This is a genomic window from Roseovarius mucosus, from assembly GCF_002080415.1.
Classification (GTDB): Bacteria; Pseudomonadota; Alphaproteobacteria; order Rhodobacterales; family Rhodobacteraceae; genus Roseovarius; species Roseovarius mucosus_A.
This window is the reverse complement of sequence record NZ_CP020474.1, coordinates 766,707-787,688: the sequence shown is the minus strand read 5'-3', so window position 1 is coordinate 787,688 and position 20,982 is coordinate 766,707. Positions and strand designations below refer to the sequence as shown.

At 62.3% G+C, this 20,982-nt stretch carries 22 protein-coding genes, 1 tRNA gene and 1 other annotated feature; of the genes, 20 read left to right on the top strand and 3 right to left on the bottom strand.

Going from position 1 to position 20,982, the window contains the following annotated elements; all coding sequences use genetic code 11:
- Positions 1 to 86: 86 nt before the first annotated feature.
- The 16 genes from ROSMUCSMR3_RS03825 (at position 87) to hypE (ending at position 13,143) form a co-directional block, all read left to right on the top strand.
- Positions 87 to 1,193 carry a hydrogenase small subunit gene (locus ROSMUCSMR3_RS03825; RefSeq protein WP_081506510.1) on the top strand — a complete coding sequence of 369 codons (1,107 nt, stop codon included), beginning with the start codon at positions 87 to 89 and terminating at the stop codon, positions 1,191 to 1,193.
- 3 nt (positions 1,194 to 1,196) lie between these two features.
- Positions 1,197 to 2,987 carry a nickel-dependent hydrogenase large subunit gene (locus ROSMUCSMR3_RS03820; protein WP_081506509.1) on the top strand — a complete coding sequence of 597 codons (1,791 nt, stop codon included), beginning with the start codon at positions 1,197 to 1,199 and terminating at the stop codon, positions 2,985 to 2,987.
- Between the two features lie 19 nt (positions 2,988 to 3,006).
- Positions 3,007 to 3,198 (top strand): hypothetical protein, encoded by a 192-nt coding sequence (locus ROSMUCSMR3_RS03815; protein WP_008282508.1) that lies wholly within the window; start codon positions 3,007 to 3,009, stop codon positions 3,196 to 3,198.
- Positions 3,199 to 3,210: 12 nt separating this feature from the next.
- Complete coding sequence (cybH, locus tag ROSMUCSMR3_RS03810) at positions 3,211 to 3,948, top strand: Ni/Fe-hydrogenase, b-type cytochrome subunit (RefSeq protein ID WP_008282506.1); 738 nt, start codon at positions 3,211 to 3,213, stop codon at positions 3,946 to 3,948.
- A 245-nt stretch (positions 3,949 to 4,193) separates the two neighbouring features.
- Positions 4,194 to 4,802: a HyaD/HybD family hydrogenase maturation endopeptidase gene (locus ROSMUCSMR3_RS03805; RefSeq protein WP_081506508.1), complete on the top strand. Its 609-nt coding sequence runs from the start codon at positions 4,194 to 4,196 to the stop codon at positions 4,800 to 4,802.
- Between the two features lie 3 nt (positions 4,803 to 4,805).
- On the top strand, positions 4,806 to 5,126 hold the full coding sequence (locus tag ROSMUCSMR3_RS03800; RefSeq protein ID WP_081506507.1) for a HypC/HybG/HupF family hydrogenase formation chaperone: 321 nt from the start codon (positions 4,806 to 4,808) through the stop codon (positions 5,124 to 5,126).
- Positions 5,127 to 5,139: 13 nt separating this feature from the next.
- Positions 5,140 to 5,520 (top strand): hydrogenase accessory protein, encoded by a 381-nt coding sequence (locus ROSMUCSMR3_RS03795; RefSeq protein ID WP_081506506.1) that lies wholly within the window; start codon positions 5,140 to 5,142, stop codon positions 5,518 to 5,520.
- A 12-nt stretch (positions 5,521 to 5,532) separates the two neighbouring features.
- The gene (locus tag ROSMUCSMR3_RS03790) at positions 5,533 to 6,366 is read left to right on the top strand and encodes a hydrogenase expression/formation protein (RefSeq protein WP_081506505.1); all 834 of its coding nucleotides are present in this window, start codon (positions 5,533 to 5,535) and stop codon (positions 6,364 to 6,366) included.
- Positions 6,363 to 7,148, top strand: a complete 786-nt coding sequence (hybE, locus tag ROSMUCSMR3_RS03785) for a [NiFe]-hydrogenase assembly chaperone HybE (RefSeq protein ID WP_081506504.1) — start codon at positions 6,363 to 6,365, stop codon at positions 7,146 to 7,148. The genes ROSMUCSMR3_RS03790 and hybE overlap by 4 nt, the downstream gene beginning before the upstream one ends.
- Positions 7,149 to 7,152: 4 nt before the next feature.
- Positions 7,153 to 8,004 carry a hypothetical protein gene (locus ROSMUCSMR3_RS03780; RefSeq protein ID WP_087148860.1) on the top strand — a complete coding sequence of 284 codons (852 nt, stop codon included), beginning with the start codon at positions 7,153 to 7,155 and terminating at the stop codon, positions 8,002 to 8,004.
- A complete protein-coding gene (gene hypA / locus ROSMUCSMR3_RS03775; RefSeq protein WP_081506502.1) occupies positions 7,997 to 8,338 on the top strand; it encodes a hydrogenase maturation nickel metallochaperone HypA in 342 nt (113 codons plus the stop codon). Before ROSMUCSMR3_RS03780 ends, hypA begins: the two co-directional genes overlap by 8 nt.
- The gene (hypB, locus tag ROSMUCSMR3_RS03770; protein WP_081506501.1) at positions 8,338 to 9,153 is read left to right on the top strand and encodes a hydrogenase nickel incorporation protein HypB; all 816 of its coding nucleotides are present in this window, start codon (positions 8,338 to 8,340) and stop codon (positions 9,151 to 9,153) included. Before hypA ends, hypB begins: the two co-directional genes overlap by 1 nt.
- 3 nt (positions 9,154 to 9,156) lie before the next feature.
- A complete protein-coding gene (locus ROSMUCSMR3_RS03765; RefSeq protein WP_008282496.1) occupies positions 9,157 to 10,629 on the top strand; it encodes a sigma-54-dependent transcriptional regulator in 1,473 nt (490 codons plus the stop codon).
- A 3-nt stretch (positions 10,630 to 10,632) separates the two neighbouring features.
- Positions 10,633 to 10,917 (top strand): HypC/HybG/HupF family hydrogenase formation chaperone, encoded by a 285-nt coding sequence (hypC, locus tag ROSMUCSMR3_RS03760; RefSeq protein ID WP_081506500.1) that lies wholly within the window; start codon positions 10,633 to 10,635, stop codon positions 10,915 to 10,917.
- A 2-nt stretch (positions 10,918 to 10,919) separates the two neighbouring features.
- Entirely contained in the window at positions 10,920 to 12,062 is a 1,143-nt protein-coding gene (gene hypD, locus ROSMUCSMR3_RS03755) for a hydrogenase formation protein HypD (RefSeq protein WP_081506499.1), read from the top strand.
- 58 nt (positions 12,063 to 12,120) lie between these two features.
- Complete coding sequence (gene hypE, locus ROSMUCSMR3_RS03750; protein ID WP_081506498.1) at positions 12,121 to 13,143, top strand: hydrogenase expression/formation protein HypE; 1,023 nt, start codon at positions 12,121 to 12,123, stop codon at positions 13,141 to 13,143.
- Between the two features lie 20 nt (positions 13,144 to 13,163).
- Here the strand turns inward: hypE and ROSMUCSMR3_RS03745 are convergent, their stop codons facing one another.
- Positions 13,164 to 13,784, bottom strand: coding sequence for an exopolysaccharide biosynthesis protein (locus ROSMUCSMR3_RS03745; RefSeq protein ID WP_008282492.1), 621 nt, complete (start codon positions 13,782 to 13,784; stop codon positions 13,164 to 13,166).
- Positions 13,785 to 13,985: 201 nt separating this feature from the next.
- Here ROSMUCSMR3_RS03745 and ROSMUCSMR3_RS03740 point away from each other — a divergent pair, with 201 nt between their 5' ends.
- The 4 genes from ROSMUCSMR3_RS03740 to ROSMUCSMR3_RS03725 all read left to right on the top strand — a co-directional run bounded on the left by ROSMUCSMR3_RS03740 (position 13,986) and on the right by ROSMUCSMR3_RS03725 (position 20,126).
- On the top strand, positions 13,986 to 14,951 hold the full coding sequence (locus ROSMUCSMR3_RS03740; RefSeq protein WP_081506497.1) for a calcium/sodium antiporter: 966 nt from the start codon (positions 13,986 to 13,988) through the stop codon (positions 14,949 to 14,951).
- Between the two features lie 92 nt (positions 14,952 to 15,043).
- On the top strand, positions 15,044 to 17,557 hold the full coding sequence (locus ROSMUCSMR3_RS03735) for a cation:proton antiporter (protein ID WP_081506496.1): 2,514 nt from the start codon (positions 15,044 to 15,046) through the stop codon (positions 17,555 to 17,557).
- A gap of 90 nt (positions 17,558 to 17,647) precedes the next feature.
- Positions 17,648 to 17,706: a sequence feature (sul1 is cis-regulatory element that is thought to sense ions involved in sulfur or methionine metabolism; They are found in Alphaproteobacteria), on the top strand.
- A gap of 60 nt (positions 17,707 to 17,766) precedes the next feature.
- Positions 17,767 to 19,257: a SulP family inorganic anion transporter gene (locus ROSMUCSMR3_RS03730; protein ID WP_008282488.1), complete on the top strand. Its 1,491-nt coding sequence runs from the start codon at positions 17,767 to 17,769 to the stop codon at positions 19,255 to 19,257.
- Positions 19,258 to 19,271: 14 nt separating this feature from the next.
- Positions 19,272 to 20,126 carry a universal stress protein gene (locus tag ROSMUCSMR3_RS03725; RefSeq protein WP_081506495.1) on the top strand — a complete coding sequence of 285 codons (855 nt, stop codon included), beginning with the start codon at positions 19,272 to 19,274 and terminating at the stop codon, positions 20,124 to 20,126.
- 52 nt (positions 20,127 to 20,178) lie between these two features.
- Here ROSMUCSMR3_RS03725 and ROSMUCSMR3_RS03720 read toward each other — a convergent pair whose 3' ends face one another.
- Positions 20,179 to 20,784, bottom strand: a complete 606-nt coding sequence (locus ROSMUCSMR3_RS03720; protein ID WP_008282486.1) for a DUF1989 domain-containing protein — start codon at positions 20,782 to 20,784, stop codon at positions 20,179 to 20,181.
- A 108-nt stretch (positions 20,785 to 20,892) separates the two neighbouring features.
- Positions 20,893 to 20,969: transfer RNA gene (locus ROSMUCSMR3_RS03715), tRNA-Met, on the bottom strand.
- Between the last annotated feature and the right edge of the window lie 13 nt (positions 20,970 to 20,982).

Here is a 20,982-nt window from a genome sequence, read left to right as displayed (position 1 = left end):
GACAGGGGGCGCGCGCCTTGTTCTGATGATCCTTGAGGGGATGTATACGCGTGCATCCCAAGGGGAAGACTGAGGGAGGACCAGCCGTGAGCCAGATCGACACCTTCTATGATGTGATGCGCAGGCAGGGGATCACCCGGCGCAGTTTCATGAAATACTGCTCTTTGACCGCGGCCGCTTTGGGGCTGAGCCCGGCCATGGTGCCACGCATTGCCCATGCGATGGAGACCAAGCCGCGCACGCCGGTGATCTGGGTGCATGGGTTGGAATGCACCTGTTGTTCAGAGAGTTTCATCCGCTCGGCGCATCCGCTGGCCAAGGATGTGGTGCTGTCGATGATCAGCCTTGATTACGACGACACGCTGATGGCGGCGGCGGGGCATGCGGCTGAGGCGGCATTTGAAGAGACGATCCAGAAATACAAGGGCCAGTATATTCTGGCGGTCGAGGGCAATCCGCCGCTGAACGAGGATGGGATGTTCTGCATCACCGGGGGCAAGCCCTTTGTGGAAAAGCTGCGCCATGCGGCCAAGGATGCCAAGGCGATCATAAGCTGGGGCGCTTGTGCGTCTTATGGCTGTGTGCAGGCGGCCAAGCCCAATCCGACGCAGGCCACGCCCGTGCATAAGGTGATCACCGACAAGCCGATCATCAAGGTGCCGGGATGCCCGCCGATTGCCGAAGTGATGACTGGGGTCATCACCTATATGCTGACCTTTGACCGTCTGCCGGAATTGGATCGGCAGGGGCGGCCGGCGATGTTTTACGGTCAGCGTATCCACGACAAGTGCTATCGTCGGCCGCATTTTGATGCGGGCCAATTCGTTGAGGCGTGGGACGACGAGAACGCGCGCAAGGGCTATTGCCTTTATAAGATGGGGTGCAAGGGGCCGACCACCTATAACGCCTGTTCCACCGTGCGCTGGAATGAGGGCGTGAGTTTTCCCATTCAATCGGGCCATGGCTGTATCGGCTGTTCCGAGGATGGGTTCTGGGACCAGGGCAGTTTCTATGACCGGGTGACGGACCTGACGCAGTTCGGGGTTGAGGCCAATGCCGACAAGGTGGGGATAGCCGCCGCCGGTGTGGTGGGCGGCGCTGTGGCGGTTCATGCCGCCGTTTCCGCGCTGAAGGCCGCGCAGAAAAAGACCCAGACCGAACCCAGCAAGCAATCCAGCAAAGAGGAGGCATAAGCCATGACTGTGACCCCAAACGGCTTTGACCTCGACACGACAGGCCGCCGCATCGTGGTGGACCCGGTGACGCGGATCGAAGGGCATATGCGCTGCGAAGTGAATGTGGACGAGCAGGGTGTGATCCGCAACGCGGTCTCGACCGGCACCATGTGGCGGGGCTTGGAGGTGATTTTGAAGGGCCGCGATCCGCGCGACGCCTGGGCCTTTACCGAGCGGATTTGTGGGGTGTGCACCGGCACGCATGCGCTGACATCGGTGCGGGCGGTTGAGGATGCGCTGGGTATCACGATCCCCGACAATGCCAATTCGATCCGTAATATCATGCAGTTGAACCTGGAGATTCATGACCATGTCGTGCATTTCTATCACCTGCATGCGCTGGATTGGGTGAACCCGATCAATGCGTTGCGCGCCGATCCCAAGGCGACGAGCGAATTGCAGCAGGCGGTGAGCCCGTCGCATCCGCTGTCTTCGCCGGGCTATTTCCGCGATGTGCAGAACCGGCTCAAGAAATTTGTCGAGAGCGGGCAGCTGGGCCTGTTCAAGAACGGCTATTGGGACAATCCTGCCTATCTCTTGCCGCCTGAGGCGGATTTGATGGCGACGACGCATTACCTTGAGGCGCTCGACCTGCAAAAGGAGATCGTCAAGGTTCACACCATCTTTGGCGGCAAGAACCCGCATCCCAACTGGCTGGTGGGGGGCGTGCCCTGTCCGATCAACGTGCATTCCACCGGGGCGGTAGGGGCGATCAATATGGAGCGGCTGAATTTGGTCAGCTCGATCATTGATCTGTGCAACGAGTTCAATCGCAACGTGTATTTGCCGGATGTCATTGCCATTGGTGGCTTTTACAAAGGCTGGCTGCATGGCGGTGGGCTGTCGGGAAAATCGGTCATGGCCTATGGGGATTTCCCCGAGAACCCCAATGATTTCACGCCCGCCAACCTGCATTTGCCGCGCGGGGCCATTATCAATGGCAATCTCAACGAGGTGCATGAGGTTGATGTGCGCGATCCTGAGCAGATTCAGGAGTTCGTCGATCATAGCTGGTATCGCTATGGGGAGGCGGGCAAGGGGCTGCATCCGTGGGATGGCGAAACCGAGGCCAATTACGAGCTTGGCCCCAATGCCAAGGGCACGCGCACCAATATCCTAGAGATTGACGAGGCGGCGAAATATAGCTGGATCAAGGCCCCGCGCTGGAAGGGGCACGCGATGGAGGTGGGGCCGCTGGCGCGCTATGTCGTGGGCTATGCGCAGGGGCATGAGGATATCCGCAATCAGGTGGATGGCCTGTTGCGGGCGCTCGATGTGCCGTTTGATGCGATCTTCTCGACCCTTGGGCGGACGGCGGCGCGGGCGCTGGAAAGCGAATATTGCGGGCGGCTGCAAAAGCATTTCTTCGACAAGCTGGTGCAGAACATCAAGAACGGCGATGAAAGCACTGCAAATATTGCGAAATGGGACCCAAGCACATGGCCCAAAGAGGCCAAGGGCGTGGGCATGACCGAGGCGCCGCGCGGCGCGCTGGGCCATTGGATCAAGATCAAGGATGGCCGCATCGAGAATTATCAATGCGTGGTCCCGACCACCTGGAACGGTTCGCCCCGTGATACGGCGGGCAATATCGGGGCGTTCGAAGCAAGCCTGATGAACACGCCGATGGAGCGCCCCGACGAGCCGGTCGAAATCCTGCGCACACTGCACAGTTTCGATCCGTGTCTGGCCTGTTCGACGCATGTGATGTCGGAAGAGGGTGCCGAGTTGACCACCGTCAAGGTCCGTTAAGCCAAGGGAGGAGAGGGCAATGAAATACGCGATCACGATGTATCTGGCTGGGGCTGGCGCGGCACTGGCGCATCCGGGGCATGATCTGAACCTGCCGCAGGAGGGGGTGTCGCATTGGTTGGCAGCACCTGTGCATGCGCCGGGGCTGATCCTGTTGGCGGCGGTTCTGGGCGGGCTGGCGGTTTGGCGCGCTGCGCGCAACCGGGATTGAGGGGGCCATGCCATGAGCACGACCGAAAGCGGGCTGCAAGACGTGGATGAGAGCGATCTTGCCACGGTCAGCCGACAGACAAGCGTCTATGTCTATGAGGTGCCGGTGCGCCTGTGGCATTGGATCAATGCGGCCGCGATCCTGATCCTGTGCGTGACGGGCTATTTCATCGGCTCGCCGCCGCCGTCGATGCAGATTGCCGAGGCCACGCATCAGTTTGTCTTTGGCTACATCCGGTTCGCGCATTTCGCAGCCGGGTGGATTCTGACGGTAGGATTTCTGGGGCGGATGTATTGGGCGATCTTTGGCAATCACCATGCGCGGCAGCTATTCTATGTGCCGATCTGGCGAGGGTCCTGGTGGCGCGAGGTGTTTTTTGAGGTGCGTTGGTATCTGTTTCTGGAACGTGCCCCCAAGAAATACGTGGGCCACAACCCGCTGGCGCAATTGGCGATGTTCTGTTTCATCACCCTGGGGGTGAGTTTCATGATCGTCACGGGCCTTGCGCTTTATTCCGAAGGGTTGGGCAAAGAAAGCGGGCTTTATGCGCTCTTTGGTTGGGTGTTCACGCTTTTTGGCAACAACCCGCATATCGTGCATACCTATCATCATCTTGGCATGTGGTGGATCGTGATTTTCATGATCGTGCATATCTATGTGGCGATCCGAGAGGATATCATGAGCCGTCAATCCATCGTCTCGACGATGATCTCGGGCACGCGGACCTTTAAGGATGATCTGCCGGACTGAGGGGTTTTTCTGGGACGAGAGTGCAGAAAAGCGGGCGTTCGGCCCGCTTTTTTATTTGGTTGATTGGTTTCCGAATTGATGTGAATGTGAAAGGTAACTTTGCATACTGTTGCGATCCAGAGCGCTAATCATCTGTTTTTAATTCACTTTTTAGCAGGGTGCGTAATTCGGTTTTTGGTGTTCACCGGCATGCCAAGGTGGCCATTCTAGGGCCAGAGATAAGGCTGCGGCATGGAGGAGGGGACATGCAACCGAGCGTGCTGATACTGGGCATCGGAAACGTGCTCTGGGCGGATGAGGGGTTTGGTGTGCGCTGTGTCGAGCGGCTGGCGGCGCGCTGGTCGTTTGGGCCGGGGGTGACGGTGCTGGATGGTGGCACGCAGGGGCTATACCTTTTGCCGTTCATGGAGGCCGCTGACCGGCTGATCGTGTTCGATGCGGTCGATTACGGGCTGGTGCCCGGCACGATGAAGATTGTCGAGGACGAGGCCGTGCCCGCCTTTATGGGCGCGAAAAAGATGAGCCTGCATCAGACCGGATTTCAGGATGTGATCGCGACGGCGCAACTGATGGGCTATTGCCCGGACCACCTGTTGCTGATCGGCTGTCAGCCTGAGGAGTTGGAGGATTACGGCGGCGGGCTGCGTGCCGTTGTGGCGGCGCAGATTGATCCGGCGATTGAGGTGGCGCTGGCGCGGTTGCGCGACTGGGGCGTTGAGATGCGCCCCGGCATGAGCGATGCCACCTATCTGGCTGATCCGTCGATCCGGCAGGACGCCTATGAGACGGGCCGCCCGAGTGCCGATGTCGCCTGTCGCGTTGGCGATGCGCGGTTCTTTCCCGGTGAGGGCTGAGCCATGTGTGTCGGCATTCCCATGCAGGTTCTGTCGGTCAATGGGATCGCCGCGCGCGCCACGGATGGCGAGGACGAGACGTTGATTGATCTGACGCTGACGGGCGCGGTCGCCCCCGGCACATGGGTTCTGACCCATCTGGGTGCCGCGCGCGAGGTGTTGGAGGCGGGCGAGGCGGTCAAGATCGCCGCCGCCGTGCGCGCGCTCAAATCCATCATGGCGGGGGGCGGTGTGGGCGATGCCTTTGCCGATCTGGAGGCGCGCGCGCCTGCCTTGCCGCCGCATCTGGAAACCGCCCGCGCTGCGGGCAAGACAACCGCATGAGAGAGGGAAGGCCATGACACATCCGTTGATTGACCGGCTGAGCGCCGAACTGGGCTGGCCCTATTTGAATACGGCGGACGATTTGACCGCCTTTACCATGGGTGAGGGGGTGCATGCCTTGTTCATCCCCGGTGATCCCGCGCGCAATCTGGAAAGCGCCGATGTGGCGGTGATCCTGCCCGAATTGCGGATGGCCTTTCAGGGACGGTTTGATTGCGCTGTGGTGGGTGATGCAATTGAGACGGAACTGCGCGAGGCGACCCGCGTGCTGAAAACGCCCAGCCTGATTTTCTACCGCGCGGGCGCGGTGATCGGTGCGCTGCCCAAGGTGCGCGATTGGGATGAATACATGGCCCGGATCACGCAGATCCTGACCCGCAGCAACGCCGCCTGAGGAGGGCACGATATGGTCAGCAATTTTCACCTGCCCCCCACCGGTTTTGGCCCCGGATCGCAGCCCTTGGGCGAGGAGGGCGCGGCGCTGGAATATCTGCCGATGCCGCAGGACATGCGCGCCTATTCCCCGCATCTGCCCGAGGTCGAGGTGGACGACCGCCTGATGCCTGCGCTGGACCTTTTGGGCGAGATTGCCCGTGCGGCGACGGCCTGCGGGCGGGATGGGGTGAACCGGCGGTTTGATCTGTCGGGGTTGGACGCGGCCAATCGTGCGCTTGTCGCCGAGACGATGGGCGCGGGCGAGGTGGCGATCAAGATCCACGACATTCCGGCGATTGCGGTGCAGGAGAGCGTTTTTGCCGGGGTTTGGGGGCTGAAAGGCGCGGGAGTGGATGCCATCGAGGTTGGGCCGGTGCCGGCACAGGCGCTGAGCCGCGCCTTTGCCCCGCGCCGGGCCATGCGAGAGGTGCCGCGCAGCGCACAGGTGGTGAATGCGCCGCCGCTGTTGATTGAGTTGCAGGATAAATCGGCGCATTTCGTGCCGGGGGCAGAGGCGCATGTGATCAACCTCACGCTTTTGCCGCATACCGAGGCGGATCTGGAGTGGTTGGAGGCGCAGCTTGGCCAAGGCTCTGTCGATATTCTGTCGCGGGGCTATGGCAATTGCCGGATCACCGCGACCGCCTTGCCGCATGTCTGGCGGGTGCGGTTCTATAACTCGATGGATGTGCTTATTCTCGATACGTTCGAGGTGACGGCCATGCCCGAGGTGGCCTTGGCAGCACCTGAGGATTTGGACGACAGCGGCGGGCGCATTGGTGAAGTGTTGGAGGCGATCCGATGAGCGGCTTTGAGGGGTCGTATCTGGGGGCCAATGACAAGATCAGCCCGCAGGCGATCATGGAATGCAAGATTTGCTGGACGCCCTATGATCCGGCTGAGGGCGACGACACCCGGCAGATTGACCCCGGCACGCCGTTCATGGCGCTGCCCGAGGATTGGAAATGCCCCAATTGCGATGCGCCCAAAGAGCAATTTCTGGTGGGCGAGGACCCTGGCAGCGGGGCCATTGCAGAGGCGGCGATGATCGGGGCCAAGACCCATGCGCTGGTCACGGATTTCACCGAAGTCTGGCATGGCAAAATGCGCGATGTGCCGATTGTGAACAAGCTCTTGCATGTGCAAGCGGTGGGGTTTCTCGTGCATGAGGGGCGGCCAATCGGGGTTTTGATCAGCCCGTGGTTCATGAACCTTGTGGTGCTTGCGGGCGAGGGTGAGGATTGGTCAACCCTTGTGCCGGGGACCAAAGAGGTGATCGGATTTGCCTCGGGCGAGTATGAATTCATCCACAATGTGCGCGAGATGGTGGGGGGCTATAAGGCCTGTTCGCTGTTTTCCCCGATGGGCGAGTTTCGCAGCCAAGCGCAGGCGGTTGATGTGGCACGGGCGGTGATGGTGGCGCTCTTTCAGGACGAGCACCGTGCCGAGACCGACCGCGCCGCCGATATCCGCGCTGCGCGCGAGGCGGAATTGGCGCTGTTAGACGTGCCGGCGATGCCAGAGGTTCTATTGGAGGCCCCGACCCGGCGGCAGGTGATTTCCGGCGGTTTGGCAGGCGAGGGCTGAGGCGATGCTGGACCTTGACCGGAACGTGAGTGGCTTGCGCGCGGTGCCTGCACCGCCCCTGCCGCTGGCGCGTCTGGTCGAGGGGCGCGAGGTGGAGGCGGTGGCCGAATTGCTGCCGCGGCTTTTCAACCTCTGCCGTGTGGCGCAGACACTCGGGCTGCGGATGGCCTTGGGGTTGGAGAGGGGTGAGAGTGGCGCGCTCGCGGCTGAGATTGCGCGCGAACATGCGCTGAAGCTGAGCGTGGTCTGGCCGGTGCGGCTGGGCCTGCCTGCACAGGTGGGCCGGGAGGTGCTGGGCGGTGACTTTCCGGGCGATGCGGACGGGTTTGCGCGGTATATGCGGGGAGATGTCGGGATTGGGCCGCTCTTGCGGGCGGTGGCGGGACGGTTCGGGCCGGGCGAGGGGGGTTGTGGCGTTATGCCTGTGGTAACCCCCGAGAGCATTTTCACCCTGAACGCGCAAGAAAACTCTATCGCCGCGCGGCATCTGGTGCATCCGGTGATGCGCCATGTCGAGGCGCACTATGGGCGGGGGCCGCTCTGGCGCGTTGTGGCGCGGGCGCTGGATCTGCAAGCGGCGTTGCGGGGCGATTTGCCCATACCGCAGCTTACCCCGGACGGGGTGGCGGTGGTGCCTGCCGCGCGCGGGCTTTATGCGGTGCGGGCCGAGGTTCGGGCGGGCCGGGTTTGGCATCTTGAGCGGGTGACGCCCACCGATCACCTGATGGCGTGTGGCGGACCCATGGCGCAGGCGCTTGCCAGCCTGCCGCGGGCCAAGCATGCTGAGGCGGGGCTATTGGTCGATCTGCTTGATCCGTGCTCGCCGGTCACGCTGGAGGGGGGCGCAGATGCATGAGATGTCGCTGGTTGAGGGCATGCGCCGGGTGATCGAGGATCAGGCGCGGGTGCATGCCTTTGCACAGGTCAAGGTGCTGCGGGTCGAAATCGGGCGCTTTGCCTGTGTCGAGAAACCGGCGCTGGAATTTGCCTTTGACGTGGTGATGCGCGGCAGCGTGGCCGAGGGGGCGCGGCTCGAGATGATCGACTTGGTCGGTCGGGCGCTGTGCTACGACTGCATGATCGAGGTCGAGATTGCCGAGCGGCTTTCGCCCTGTCCGGACTGTGGCGGCGGGCGGCTGATGCCGGTGGCGGGGGAAGAAATGCGGATCAAGGATATGGAGGTGATCTGATGTGCACGGTTTGCGGATGTGGAACGGGAACGGTCGAAGGGCAGGGGCATGATCATCACCACAATGCCCCCCATCATCATGGTCATGGCGATTTGCATTTCGGCCATGGTCCGGCGGGGGTTGAGGTGGCGGGGATGTCTCAGGCGCGGCTGATCGAAATCGAGACCGATATTCTGGCCAAGAATGACCGTTATGCCGCCGCCAACCGGGCGCGGCTGGCAGCATTGGGGGCCTTTGCGATCAATCTTGTGTCGTCACCGGGATCGGGCAAGACCACCGTTTTGTGCAAGACGATCGAGGCCTTGGGCGCGCAGCCCTTGGCGGTGATCGAGGGCGATCAGCAGACCGCCAATGATGCCGACCGCATTCGTGCCACCGGGGCGCAGGCCGTGCAGGTCAATACGGGCAAGGGCTGTCATCTGGATGGGCATATGGTGGGGCATGCGATGGAGCATCTGGATCTTGCGCCCGCCTCGCTGCTTTTTATCGAGAATGTCGGCAATCTGGTTTGCCCCGCTGCGTTCGATCTGGGCGAGGATTGCAAGGTGGCAATCCTGAGTGTGACCGAGGGCGAGGACAAGCCGTTGAAATATCCCGATATGTTCACCGCCTCACGGCTGGCCTTGCTGAACAAGGTTGATCTTGCGCCCTATTGCGATGTCGATCTCGATCTCTATGAGGCCAATCTGCGCCGCGTCAATCCGGGGCTGGAGGTGATCCGCATCTCGGCGCACACGGGCGAGGGGATGCAAAGCTGGCTGGGCTGGTTGCAAGGCGCGCTGGCGCGCAAAGCGGCCCGCGCGGCGGCGGAGTGAGGGATGACGACCCTGCCCACCCTTCTGCTGGTCGATGACGAGGCGCATTCCCTGAATGCCATGCGGATGGCGTTGGAGGATGAGTTCGATTGTCTGACGGCCTCGGACGCGGACGAGGCGGCGCGGTTGATGGCCGAGCATGACGTGCAGGTGATTTTCTGCGATCAGCGTATGCCCGGACGCTCGGGTGTGGCGTTTCTGACCGACATGCGCGACCGCTGGCCTGAAACGGTGCGCATCATCATCACCGGGTTCACCGAAACGAATGACATGATCGCGGCGATCAATGAGGCGGGGATTTATCAGTTTGTCACCAAGCCTTGGCATCCCGATCACCTGTTGATGACCGCCAAGAATGCCGCCGACCTTTTTCGTCTGAGCCGCGAGCATGAGCGGATGTCGCTGGAAATGCGCTATCTGGCGCGCACTGTCGAAAGCAAGCTTGGGCAGCAGCGCCGGGCGCTGCGCGAGGGGCTGGGATTTGAAAAGGTGCTGCGCGCGCCAAATTCACCCCTCAACGCTGTGATCGCGCAGGCCCGGCAATACGCGAGTTTCGATGTGCCGGTGTTGATCACCGGCGAGGCGGGCACCGGCAAGGCGGCGCTGGCGCGGGCGATGCACTATGGGTCGTTGCGCGCGGACCGACCGTTTCAGGAAATCGACTGCACCGGGGTTGAGGACGATATTCTGGAGTTGGAGCTGTTCGGCGCAAGGCGGGGTGCGATTGCGGGGCTTCAGACCGGCAAGGTGGGGCTGGTGCAAAAGGCGGATCGGGGCACGCTGTTCCTTAATGGTCTGGCGGGGCTGAGCCCGAGGATGCAACTGGCGCTGTTGCGGGTGGCGCGGGATGGGGCGTTTCGCCCGGCGGGCAGCCATGAGGTGAGCCGCGTTGATCTGCGGCTGCTGGGGGGTGCAGACTGCGATTTGCGTATCGCGGTGGCCGAGGGGCGATTTCGCGCGGATCTGTATTATGCCCTGGCGCGGGCGGTGCTGGAGATGCCGCCGCTGCGCGAGCGGCGCGGCGATATCGGGCTTTTGGCGCAAACGCTATTGTTTGACGCGGCGGCGGCGCATGGCAAGCCGGTGCATGGTCTGTCAGAGGATGCGACCCGGTTTCTGGCGGGCTATGACTGGCCCGGAAACCTGCGCGAGTTGGAAAACGAGGTCACGCGCATGTTGATCTTTTCGCAAGATAGCGTGCTGGGGCCAGAACTGATCTCGCGGCATATCCTGCAGGCGGCGCCCGGCACGCAGCCTGATCTGGCCTTGGGGGCGGTGTTGACAGGGCGCGGCACGCTGAAAGACCGGGTGGACGAGGTCGAGGCGCGCATTCTGCGCGAGACCCTGACGCGGCTGAAATGGAACAAGAGCCGCGCGGCGCAGGAACTGGATCTGAGCCGGGTGGGCCTGCGCGCCAAGATCGAGCGTTATGGCATCGAGGAACCGGGCAAAGTGCCCCAATCAGAGGAGGAGTGAGCCATGTGTCTGGGAATACCCGGTCAGATCATTGCCGTTACCGATGCCGCCCGCATGATGGCCATGGCCGAGGTCTCGGGTGTGCGGCGCGCGGTCAATGTGGCCTGTATTGCGCAGGGGCCGCTTGACGATCTTGTGGGGCAATGGGCGCTGATCCATGTGGGCTTTGCCATGGCGGTGATTGACGCCGACGAGGCGGCCAAGACGCTGGAGGCGTTGCGAGGCTTGGGCGAAGCACAGGAAACGCTGGAGGCCATGGCGGCGGGCGACGCGGCACTGGAGGGGTAGGTATGAAATACGCAGATGAATTCCGCGACCCCAAGGCGGCGCAGGCGCTTTTGGCGCGGATTGCCGCTGTGACGGACGAGATTGGCGCGACCGCGGAAAACCCCACGCGCATCATGGAGGTTTGTGGCGGGCATACCCATGCGATCTTTCGCTACGGTCTCGACAAGTTGGTGCCGGAGGGTTTGGATTTCATCCATGGCCCCGGCTGTCCGGTCTGTGTGCTGCCGATGGCGCGAGTGGATGAATGTGTGGCACTGGCCGAAGATCCGCGCGTGATCTTTACCACCTTTGGCGATGCGATGCGCGTGCCGGGCAGCGCCAAGAGCCTGCTTCAGGCCAAGGCCGAGGGGGCGGATATCCGCATGGTCTATTCGCCGCTGGATGCGTTGGAAATTGCGCGGCGCAACCCCGAGCGCGAGGTTGTTTTCTTTGGTCTGGGGTTTGAGACCACCACGCCGTCAACGGCGCTGTCAATCCAAGCGGCGGCGCGTGAGGGGTTGGCGAATTTCAGTGTGTTTTGCAATCACATCACCGTGCCGCCCCCCATCAAGGCGCTGCTCGATGACCCGTATATGCGGCTGGATGGGTTTGTCGGGCCGGGGCATGTGTCGATGGTGATCGGCATCCATCCTTATGATTTCATTGCCCGCGACTATGGCAAGCCCATCGTGGTGGCGGGGTTCGAGCCACTGGACCTGCTGCAATCGGTGCTGATGGTGCTGGAACAGATCCGCGACGGGCGGGCGGAGGTGGAAAACCAATACGCCCGCGTGGTGCCGGAACATGGCAATCCGGTAAGCCTTGCGGCGATTGCCGATGTCTACGAGCCGCGCCCCTCGTTCGAGTGGCGGGGATTGGGCGAGATTGACGCAAGCGGGCTGCGTATCCGCCCGGCCTATGCTGCCTATGACGCAGAGGTGAAGTTTGGCGTGGGCTATGGGGCCGAGCGCCGCACTGTGCCAGAGCCCGAGGGCTGCGCCTGTGGGGCGGTGATGACGGGGCGGATCAAGCCGGTGGAGTGCCCACAGTTTGGGCGCGGCTGCACGCCAGAGATGCCGCTTGGCGCGCTGATGGTCAGCTCGGAAGGGGCCTGTGCCGCCTATTATCAGTATGGCGGTGCGCGGGCTGTGGAGCGGGCGGGATAGGGGGCGCTGCCCCTGCGCCTTTGGCGCTCTCCCTGAGTATTTTTGGAAAGATGACAGCATGAGTTTGAGGGATACGCGGGTCACGCTGGCCCATGGCGGCGGCGGCACGGCGATGCGGGATCTGATCGAAGAGGTGTTCACATCGGTTTTTGCGCCCGAGATGATGGAGGATCAGGCGCGGCTGATGGATGCTGCCTTGCAAGAGCCGGGGGCGCGGCTGGCGTTCACCACCGACAGTTTCGTCGTCGATCCGGTCGAGTTTCCGGGGGGCGATATCGGCACGATTGCGGTCTGTGGCACGGTCAATGATCTGGTGGTAGGGGGCGCGCGGCCACTCTGGCTGTCGGCGGCATTCATCATCGAAGAGGGAACCGAAGTGGCGCTCTTGCGGCGGATCGTGGGTTCGATGCAGGCGGAGGCAGAGGCGGCGGGGGTGCGGATTGTGACCGGGGACACCAAGGTGGTAGGGCGCGGCATGGCGGACAAGCTTTTTGTGACCACTGCGGGTGTTGGGGTGATCCCGCCGGGGCGGAATTTGCAGGCTGGGCATATCCGGGCGGGCGATGTGGTGCTGGTCAATGGCGTGCTGGGCGATCACGGCGCGGCGATTTTGGCGGCGCGGGGGGATATGGCGCTGTCGGTGGATCTGGTTTCGGATTGTCAGGGATTGGGGCATCTGATGGAGGCGGTGCTGGCGGCGGCACCGGGCACACGTGCGGCGCGCGATGCGACGCGGGGCGGTGTGGCCTCGGTGCTCAATGAGATGGCGGCGGCGGCGGGGCTGGCGATTGAGATTGACGAGGCGGTATTGCCGTTGCGACCAGAAGTCCGGGGGATTTGCGAGATCCTCGGGCTTGAACCGCTCTACCTTGCGAATGAGGGGCGGATGGTTTTGGTGGTGCCTGAGGCGGAAGCTGAGGCGGCGCTGACTGCGATGCGCGCGCGCCCCGAAGGTGTCGGCGCGGTGGCGATTGGGCGGGTGTTGTCGGGGCGCGCCGGTCAGGTCACGATGCGCACGCTTTTTGGCGGTGCGCGGATTGTTGACATGCTGGTGGGCGAGCAATTGCCGCGGATCTGCTGAGATAGGGGACGTTTGCGCGCTTAGTGCAGGAGCGCGTCAGCCCCTGCTGCGAGAGACAGAATGATGGCGACAGTCAGCAGGACCGAGAGAGCCCCAAGTATGAGGCCGACGAAGGTCACGAGCCCGTCACGTTCGACAATGCCCACGCCCACGGTGAAGAGCGAGACCGCCGGGAACCAGCCGCTGAGCGGCACTGGCAAGAAGAGTGCGAAGGCGATCACGAAGAGCACAAGACCGAGTGGACGCTCGTTGCGGCGCGCAAAAAGCGTGATGTAGCGCGGCCTCAGGATACGCTCTAGCCGCCGCGTTACAGGGCGTAGGCGCAGTACGCCGCGACGCAAGCGGTCTTGGTCGATTCGCAACCCCGCAAGCCGCGCGGGCAGGCGGACATGCGGATACCCCAAAGCCATCTGGCCGGATGTAACCAGCAAAGGCAAAGCCGTCAAAAGCGTTGTGCCGGGGGGCAGGGGCAGGAGTGTCACCAGCGAAAACACTACAATAGCCCAACCAAAAGAGGTTTCGCCCAAGGCGGTGAGGAGCGTGCCCAAGGTCAGGGTTCCGGCGCGATGCTGGGCGCGCGAGGTTCGCAGGATCGGAAGCGACAGCGAGGGTCGTTTCCGCTTGGCTTTTTTGCCTGTCATTCTGCGCCTCTCACAGTTCCGGGCGACATATCGGATGCCGCGCGGCCGAATTCAATCGCTGCTCTCTGTCTAGTCGCGAATGATGACGAATAAACATCGAAATTTTGCGCCACCCCTTCTCTTTTGGTCTGTGGACCCTTAGGTGCCCCCACGTTGTGTCCGGGCAGGCGCCGGGATGAACAAGGCAAGTCAGGATTCCAGATGTTGCACGATCTCGTTCTCGTGGCCGCGGGCCTCGTTCTTTTGTTTGTGGGCGGTGAGGCGCTGGTACGGGGCGCGGTGGCAATAGCTGAGCGGATGGGCGTTTCCAAGCTGTTGATCGGATTGGTGATCGTGGGCTTTGGCACCTCGACGCCCGAATTGCTGGTATCGGTCAAAGCTGCTCTGGATGGGGCGTCGGAAATTGCCTTGGGCAATGTGGTGGGATCGAACATCGCCAATATTCTGCTCATCTTTGGTTTGGCGGCGGTGATCGCGCCGGTCATGGGCTGGGCGCGGACAGCAGTGCGCGAGGCGTTGGTGGCGACATTGGTCAGCCTTGTCGCCTTTGCGCTGGTGCAGGGTGCGGTAATCAGCCGGATGGAAGGCATCGCCATGCTGCTGGTTTTGGTGGGCTATCTGGTCGCCAGCTATTGGTTGGAGCGGCGCGACCGCAGCGCGCAGACCTTTCAGCATGAGGCGGAGGCGTTCGCTGGGGGCGTTGCCGCGCGTCGCTGGGTGCCGCCGCTTTTGGCACTGGGCGGTATCGTGGCGCTGGTGTTCGGTGCGGACCTGCTGGTTGAGGGGGCCGTGAACATCGCGCGGGTCTATGGCGTGCCGGATGCGGTGATCGGCCTGTCGCTGGTGGCGATTGGCACGTCTTTGCCGGAACTGGCCACTGCCATTGTCGCCGCGATCCGGCGGCAATCCGATGTGGTGCTGGGCAATGTGATCGGCTCGAACATCTTTAACATTCTAGCCATTCTGGGCGTGACCGTGGTGATCCAGCCTATTGAGGTCAGTGCGCGGTTTCGTGATGTCGACACGCCGGTCATGCTTGGCGTGGCGCTCTTGCTGCTTGCGCTGCTTTTTGCCACGCGCAGGATTGGCCGGGGTTGGGGTTTGGTGATGCTGGGGCTTTATGCGGCCTATATGGTCATGCTTTTCACGGGTGGCATGGTGGCGTGATCGGCACAGGGGCGGCGCGATCCGGCAAAAACCTGCCCTAGCCCCGACAAGCTTCGATTCCCAATTCCTGAAATTCCAGCTATTTCAGGGATATGGATATTGTTCTTGTCACGACGATCATTGCGTCGCTCTTTCTGGTAATTGCTGCGGCTGACCCTTTGGCCGCGCGCCTGCGGCTGCCCTATAGCGTGATCCTCGCCTGTCTGGGGATGCTTATCGGGGTCGGGGCGATCTTTTTCCTGCGCACCGAGTTGACAGATGCGCTCAACCCGGTGGCAGAGGCCATTCTGGGCCTGCCGATCCGGTCGAATGTGTTTCTTTACGTGTTTCTACCCACGCTGCTTTTTCAAGTCACGCTCGGGGTCAACCCGCGACGGATGATGGATGATTGGGTGCCCATTCTGGTGCTGGCGGTGGTGGCGGTGGTGGTGGCGACGCTGGCGGTGGGCTATGCGTTGGCCTATGCGAGTGCGCTGCCGCTGGTGGCGTGCCTGCTGATTGGCGCGATTGTCAGCACGACCGACCCGTCGGCGGTGGTGGGCATTTTCCGCTCGATTTCCGCGCCGCGCCGATTGTCACGGATCATCGAGGGCGAAAGCCTCTTGAATGACGCGGCGGCCATTGCGCTTTTCGGTCTTTTCATGGCGTTTGTGATGTTGGGGGTGCCTGACCCAAGCTTTCAAGACGCCTTGGCGCAGTTTCCGGTGCTGATTGCGGGGGGTGCTGTGGTGGGCTGGCTCACGGCGCGCATTGCTGTCTGGCTTATGGCGCTGATGGCGCGCTATGAGCTTGCGGTGATCTCGGTCTCGGTGGCGTTGCCGTATCTGGCCTATATCGGCGCGGAACAGAGCATAGGGGCGTCAGGTGTGATCGCCGTTGTGGCGGCGGGTCTCACGCTTAATCTTACGGGTCCGGCGCGATTGCCGCCGCTTATCTGGACCAACCTGCGCGAGGTCTGGGATTTGCTGGCGCATTGGGCAGGGGCGCTTATCTTTATTCTCGCGGCGCTCTTGATACCGCGTCTTCTGGAAGAAGTGCGGGCGGGGGATTTTGTTTTGATCATCGTGGTCATTGCCGCGGCGGTGGCGGCGCGGGCGGTGATCCTCTTTGGCCTTATGCCAGTGTTGAGCCTGCTCAAGCTGTCGCCGGTGGTGGAACGGCCCTATCGCGTCGCGATTCTCTGGGGGGGATTGCGTGGGGCGGTGACGCTGGCGCTGGCACTGGCGGTGACCGAGAGTTTTAGGGTGCCGGTCGAGGTCAAACGGTTGGTGGGTATTTTGGCCACCGGCTTTACCCTTTTCACGCTGTTGGTGCAGGGCACGACCTTGAGATGGGTGATCGGGCGGCTGGGGCTGGACCGGCTTACGCCGCTGGATCAGGCGCTGAGCAATCAGGTCATTGCCGTGGCCCTGCAAACCGTGCGCGCGGATGTGGCGCGCACCGCCGAGAATTATGAGCTGACGCGCGAAACCGTGCGTTCGGAGGCCAAGCGCTTTGCCGAACGGCTGGACCGGGCGGTGGAGACCGCAGAGGAGGGGGCCGAGATACAGGACCGCGACCGCATCACGCTGGGGCTGATCGCCTTGGCGGGGGCGGAGCGCGATACCATTCTGGCGCGGTTTCGCGAACAGGCGATTTCGGCGCGGCTGTCGGAGCAGATCCTGACCGAAGCCGACCGGCTGATCGAGGCCGCGCGCTCGGGTGGGCGGACCGGCTATCAGCGCGCAGCGCGGCGCAGTTTGCGGTATGGGCGCGCGTTTCGCTTTGCGGTGCTGCTGAATAACCGGCTGCGGATTTCGCGGCCCCTTGCCTTGATGACGGCGGACCGGTTCGAGGTGCTGCTGTCGCAGCGTCTGATCCTGCGCGACCTGAACGGGTTTATTGATGGGCGCATTCGGCGCATTCATGGCAAGCGGGTGGCGGACCTGTTGCACGAGTTGCTGACGCGGCGGCAGGAGGCGGTGGAAACCGCGCTTGAGGGATTGCGGCTGCAATATCCCGGTTATGCCGAGGAATTGGAGCGGCGGTTCATCCGGCGCACCGCGCTGCGGCTGGAAGAGCGCGAATACGGTATGTTGCGCGAGGATGGGCTGATCGGGGCGGAATTGCATGTGTCGCTAATGCAGGACATCGCCACGCGCCGGTTGCGTGAGGAGCAGCGTCCCAAGCTTGATGTGGCGGTGCAAAAGGCCGAGTTGGTCCGGCAATTTCCGCTGTTTGCCGATCTTGATGAACGCAGTTTGCGGCAGCTGACGCGCGCGTTGCGGACGCGGTATGTCAACGAGGGCGATGTAATCCTGCGCAAAGATTCGCCTGCACGGCGCGTGTTCTTTATCGCTTCGGGTGCGGTGGAACTGGCGGTTGCGGGGCAGACATGGCGTTTGGGCCGGGGCGAGATGTTTGGACAGATGGCCATCCTGATGCAGAAACCGCGCCGCACCGCTGCGACGGCGATTTCGTCCTCAACCCTGTTGGTGCTGGATGAGGTGCGGTTTCGGCGGTTGCTGAAACGCAGCGCGGGGTTGCAAGAGGCGGTGCGTCAAAGCGCCAAGGCGCGCGGGGTCAAGACAGATGCGTTCACCATTCCCGCGCTGATCGACGCATAGGGCTGCGGCACGCGCCGGTGCGACTTGCTGCATTGCGGCGGAAATGGCTTGGCATTCGAGCCTGCGTCGGTTAAATCCGCGACCTAATCGCATGGATTTCGGGTGCAATCCCCGGATGGCTCTTCCGGCCGCCTATCCGCCGGATCATCTAAAGCTCTCAAGCGCGTCATCGGGCCGGTTATGGCTGGCCGGATCAGGGACGGATTTACATGATTTCAATAGATGCCTATCGGGCACAATGGTTTGGCAATATCCGGGGCGATTTGCTGTCTGGTCTGGTGGTGGCGCTGGCGCTGATCCCCGAAGCGATTGCCTTTTCGATCATAGCAGGCGTGGACCCCAAAGTTGGGCTTTATGCGAGTTTCTCGATTGCGGTGATCACGGCGATCACGGGTGGGCGGCCCGGTATGATTTCGGCGGCCACGGCGGCGACGGCGGTGCTGATGGTGACGTTGGTGCGCGATCACGGGCTGGAATATCTGCTGGCGGCAACGGTTCTGGCGGGGCTTATCCAGATCGGAATGGGGGTGCTGCGGCTGGGGTTCGTGATGCGCTATGTGTCGAAATCGGTGATGACCGGCTTCGTCAATGCGCTGGCCATTCTGATCTTTATGGCGCAATTGCCGGAACTGGACCCAAGGTCGGTGACGTGGATCACCTATGTTCTGGTGGCGGCGGGGCTGGGGATTATCTATCTTTTCCCGCTTGTAACCAAGGCGGTGCCGTCGCCGCTGGTGACGATCATCGTGTTGACGGCGCTGACCCTGACCCTTGGCCTTGATGTGCGCACGGTGGGGGATATGGGCGCGCTGCCCGATACGCTGCCGGTGTTCTTGATCCCGGACATCCCGCTCAGCTTTGAGACCCTGATGATCATCCTGCCTTATTCGGTGGCGGTGGCGGTTGTGGGCCTGCTGGAAAGCCTGATGACACAAAACATCGTCGATGATCTGACCGATACCAAATCCAACCGCAGCCAAGAGATGGTGGGGCAGGGCATTGCCAATACCGCCACCGGCTTTATCGGCGGGATGGCGGGATGCGCGATGATCGGCCAATCCATCATCAACGTCAAATCTGGTGGGCGTGGGCGGCTGTCGAGCTTTGTCGCGGGGCTGTTTTTGCTGATCCTTGTGGTGGGGTTAGGTGATCTTGTCAGTCTCATTCCGATGCCGGCCTTGGTCGCAATCATGATCATGGTATCGGTGGGCACGTTTTCGTGGTCGTCGATCAAGAACCTGCGCGAGCATCCGCGCTCGTCCTCGGTGGTGATGATCGCCACCGTTGTGACGGTGGTCTATACCCATAACCTCGCGATTGGCGTGCTGGTGGGGGTGCTCTTGTCTGGCATCTTCTTTGCCGCCAAGATTGCGCAACTGTTCCGTGTGACCTCTGAGATTTCCAAGGATGGGCGCGAACGGATCTACCGGGTCGAGGGGCAGTTATTCTATGGCTCGGTTGAAGATTTCATGAATGCATTTGATTTCCGTGAGGCGTTGGAGAGGGTCGTGATTGATGTGAGCGCCGCGCATATCTGGGATATTTCGTCGGTTCAGGCGCTGGATATGGCGGTGCTCAAGTTCCGCCGGGATGGGGCCGAGGTGGAAATCCGGGGTATGAACACGGCCTCTGAGACCCTCGTGGACAGGCTGGCCGAGCATGACAAGCCGGGGGCCATCGACAAGCTGATGGCACATTGAGGAAGGATAGAGACATGGCAGACAAGATCATCGCCTTGGTGGATGGCTCGATGTATTCAGCCTCGGTCTGTGACCATGCGGCCTGGATTGCACAGCGCACGGGGGCGCCGGTGGAGGTGTTGCATGTGCTTGGGCGACGCGAGGGGGCCGAGACCTCTGACCTCTCGGGGTCGATCCGTCTGGGTGCGCGCACGGCCCTGTTAGAGGAGTTGGCGGCGCTGGATTCGCAGCGGGCCAAGTTGGTGGCCCACCGGGGGCGGGCCATTCTGGAGGATGCGCGCGCCCTGCTGGAGGCGGCGGGCGTGACGGAGATCACCACGCGGCTGCGTCATGGCGATATTGTCGAGACTGTCGCCGAGGTCGAACATGAGGCGCGCGTCATCCTGATCGGCAAGCGGGGCGAGGCGGCGGATTTCGCCAAGGGGCATCTGGGATCGAACCTAGAGCGGATCGTGCGCGCCTGTCACAAGCCGGTGTTTGTCGCGGCGCGTGCGTTTCGACCCATCGAGAAGGTGTTGCTGGCCTATGATGGCGGCACCTCTGCGATGAAAGCGGTGGATCACATCGCGCGCAGCCCGCTTTTTGTCGGGCTGAGGGTGCATGTGGTGACGGTGGGCACGGCCACGCCTGAGGCCAAGAAGGGCCTGGAGGATGCCCGCGCGCTGTTGGCGGCGGCGGGCATTCAGGCGGAGACCGATGTTGTGACCGGTCAGCCGGAGAGCGCGCTTGGCAAGCTGGTGGACGAGGCCGGTTTCGATATGGTGGTGATGGGTGCCTATGGGCACAGCCGCATCCGCAGCCTGATCATCGGCTCGACCACGACCGAGATGGTTCGGTCGTGCAAGGTGCCGGTTGTGTTGCTGCGGTAAGGCATCGGGGGCCGAGGCAGGTGTAACTGCTTAGCTCGATGCCCCTATTCCGTTATCGTCCCACGATCTCGAAATGCGCCTCGGTCGGCACGCAGGCGGCCCCGTTGATCGGCAGGATGTCCTGTGGGCAGGCTGACATGGCCACGACGCAATCCATCACCGCGCGCAGCACCACGTGATCGCCCGGCTTGCTGAGCGGTGTGCCCCAAGAGGTGTGCCCCGCTGCATCGACGGGGATGTTCATCCAGAGATTCAGAGGACTGGGGGTTTCGGGGCTGCTGAGGCCCAGTTGGCGCAGGGCGGCGTGCAGGTTGTCGGTGCAATTGTCGTGATAGTCGGTGCAGCCCAATAGGCCGTAGCGGTAATCATCGCAGGCGGCAATCAAGGTATCGTGGCGGCCCGGAGAGCTGTCTTCTTCGAACATCAGGATCGGACGGCGGCGGTTCGTTACAAGCGCATCGCCCGCTGTCGGAAAGATGCGGCCAAGGGTGGGGCGAATATGCTCCATCGACATGAATTCGCCCATGTCATCGGCGCTGAAGGCCCAGGTATCCACCACTTGCGCGCCATGGGTGTTGATGATGCGAATGGCCTCTCCGGCGTTCAGGCGCGTGGCCTTGCCGCGGCGGGCGGGAATGGTGTTGAGGGGTGGGGGCATGCCTGCGCCTTTCGTTTGAACCTGGCGCAGGCTAGCAGCTTGCGGTTCGATGCCAAGACCAAATCGCGCGGCGTTTTTGCGATCGTGCATAGCGCTTGTGGGGGATAATGGTAGCGGAGGAGGGACTCGAACCCCCGACACGCGGATTATGATTCCGCTGCTCTAACCAACTGAGCTACTCCGCCAAACCGTGCGGCT

Coding starts and splice junctions, on each gene's coding strand:
- ROSMUCSMR3_RS03820 (WP_081506509.1), top strand. CDS start 1,197: ATGACTGTGACCCCAAACGGCTTTGACCTCGACACGACAGGCCGCCGC.
- ROSMUCSMR3_RS03815 (WP_008282508.1), top strand. CDS start 3,007: ATGAAATACGCGATCACGATGTATCTGGCTGGGGCTGGCGCGGCACTG.
- cybH (WP_008282506.1), top strand. CDS start 3,211: ATGAGCACGACCGAAAGCGGGCTGCAAGACGTGGATGAGAGCGATCTT.
- ROSMUCSMR3_RS03805 (WP_081506508.1), top strand. CDS start 4,194: ATGCAACCGAGCGTGCTGATACTGGGCATCGGAAACGTGCTCTGGGCG.
- ROSMUCSMR3_RS03800 (WP_081506507.1), top strand. CDS start 4,806: ATGTGTGTCGGCATTCCCATGCAGGTTCTGTCGGTCAATGGGATCGCC.
- ROSMUCSMR3_RS03795 (WP_081506506.1), top strand. CDS start 5,140: ATGACACATCCGTTGATTGACCGGCTGAGCGCCGAACTGGGCTGGCCC.
- ROSMUCSMR3_RS03790 (WP_081506505.1), top strand. CDS start 5,533: ATGGTCAGCAATTTTCACCTGCCCCCCACCGGTTTTGGCCCCGGATCG.
- hybE (WP_081506504.1), top strand. CDS start 6,363: ATGAGCGGCTTTGAGGGGTCGTATCTGGGGGCCAATGACAAGATCAGC.
- ROSMUCSMR3_RS03780 (WP_087148860.1), top strand. CDS start 7,153: ATGCTGGACCTTGACCGGAACGTGAGTGGCTTGCGCGCGGTGCCTGCA.
- hypA (WP_081506502.1), top strand. CDS start 7,997: ATGCATGAGATGTCGCTGGTTGAGGGCATGCGCCGGGTGATCGAGGAT.
- hypB (WP_081506501.1), top strand. CDS start 8,338: ATGTGCACGGTTTGCGGATGTGGAACGGGAACGGTCGAAGGGCAGGGG.
- ROSMUCSMR3_RS03765 (WP_008282496.1), top strand. CDS start 9,157: ATGACGACCCTGCCCACCCTTCTGCTGGTCGATGACGAGGCGCATTCC.
- hypC (WP_081506500.1), top strand. CDS start 10,633: ATGTGTCTGGGAATACCCGGTCAGATCATTGCCGTTACCGATGCCGCC.
- hypD (WP_081506499.1), top strand. CDS start 10,920: ATGAAATACGCAGATGAATTCCGCGACCCCAAGGCGGCGCAGGCGCTT.
- hypE (WP_081506498.1), top strand. CDS start 12,121: ATGAGTTTGAGGGATACGCGGGTCACGCTGGCCCATGGCGGCGGCGGC.
- ROSMUCSMR3_RS03745 (WP_008282492.1), bottom strand. CDS start 13,784: ATGACAGGCAAAAAAGCCAAGCGGAAACGACCCTCGCTGTCGCTTCCG.
- ROSMUCSMR3_RS03740 (WP_081506497.1), top strand. CDS start 13,986: ATGTTGCACGATCTCGTTCTCGTGGCCGCGGGCCTCGTTCTTTTGTTT.
- ROSMUCSMR3_RS03735 (WP_081506496.1), top strand. CDS start 15,044: ATGGATATTGTTCTTGTCACGACGATCATTGCGTCGCTCTTTCTGGTA.
- ROSMUCSMR3_RS03730 (WP_008282488.1), top strand. CDS start 17,767: ATGATTTCAATAGATGCCTATCGGGCACAATGGTTTGGCAATATCCGG.
- ROSMUCSMR3_RS03725 (WP_081506495.1), top strand. CDS start 19,272: ATGGCAGACAAGATCATCGCCTTGGTGGATGGCTCGATGTATTCAGCC.
- ROSMUCSMR3_RS03720 (WP_008282486.1), bottom strand. CDS start 20,784: ATGCCCCCACCCCTCAACACCATTCCCGCCCGCCGCGGCAAGGCCACG.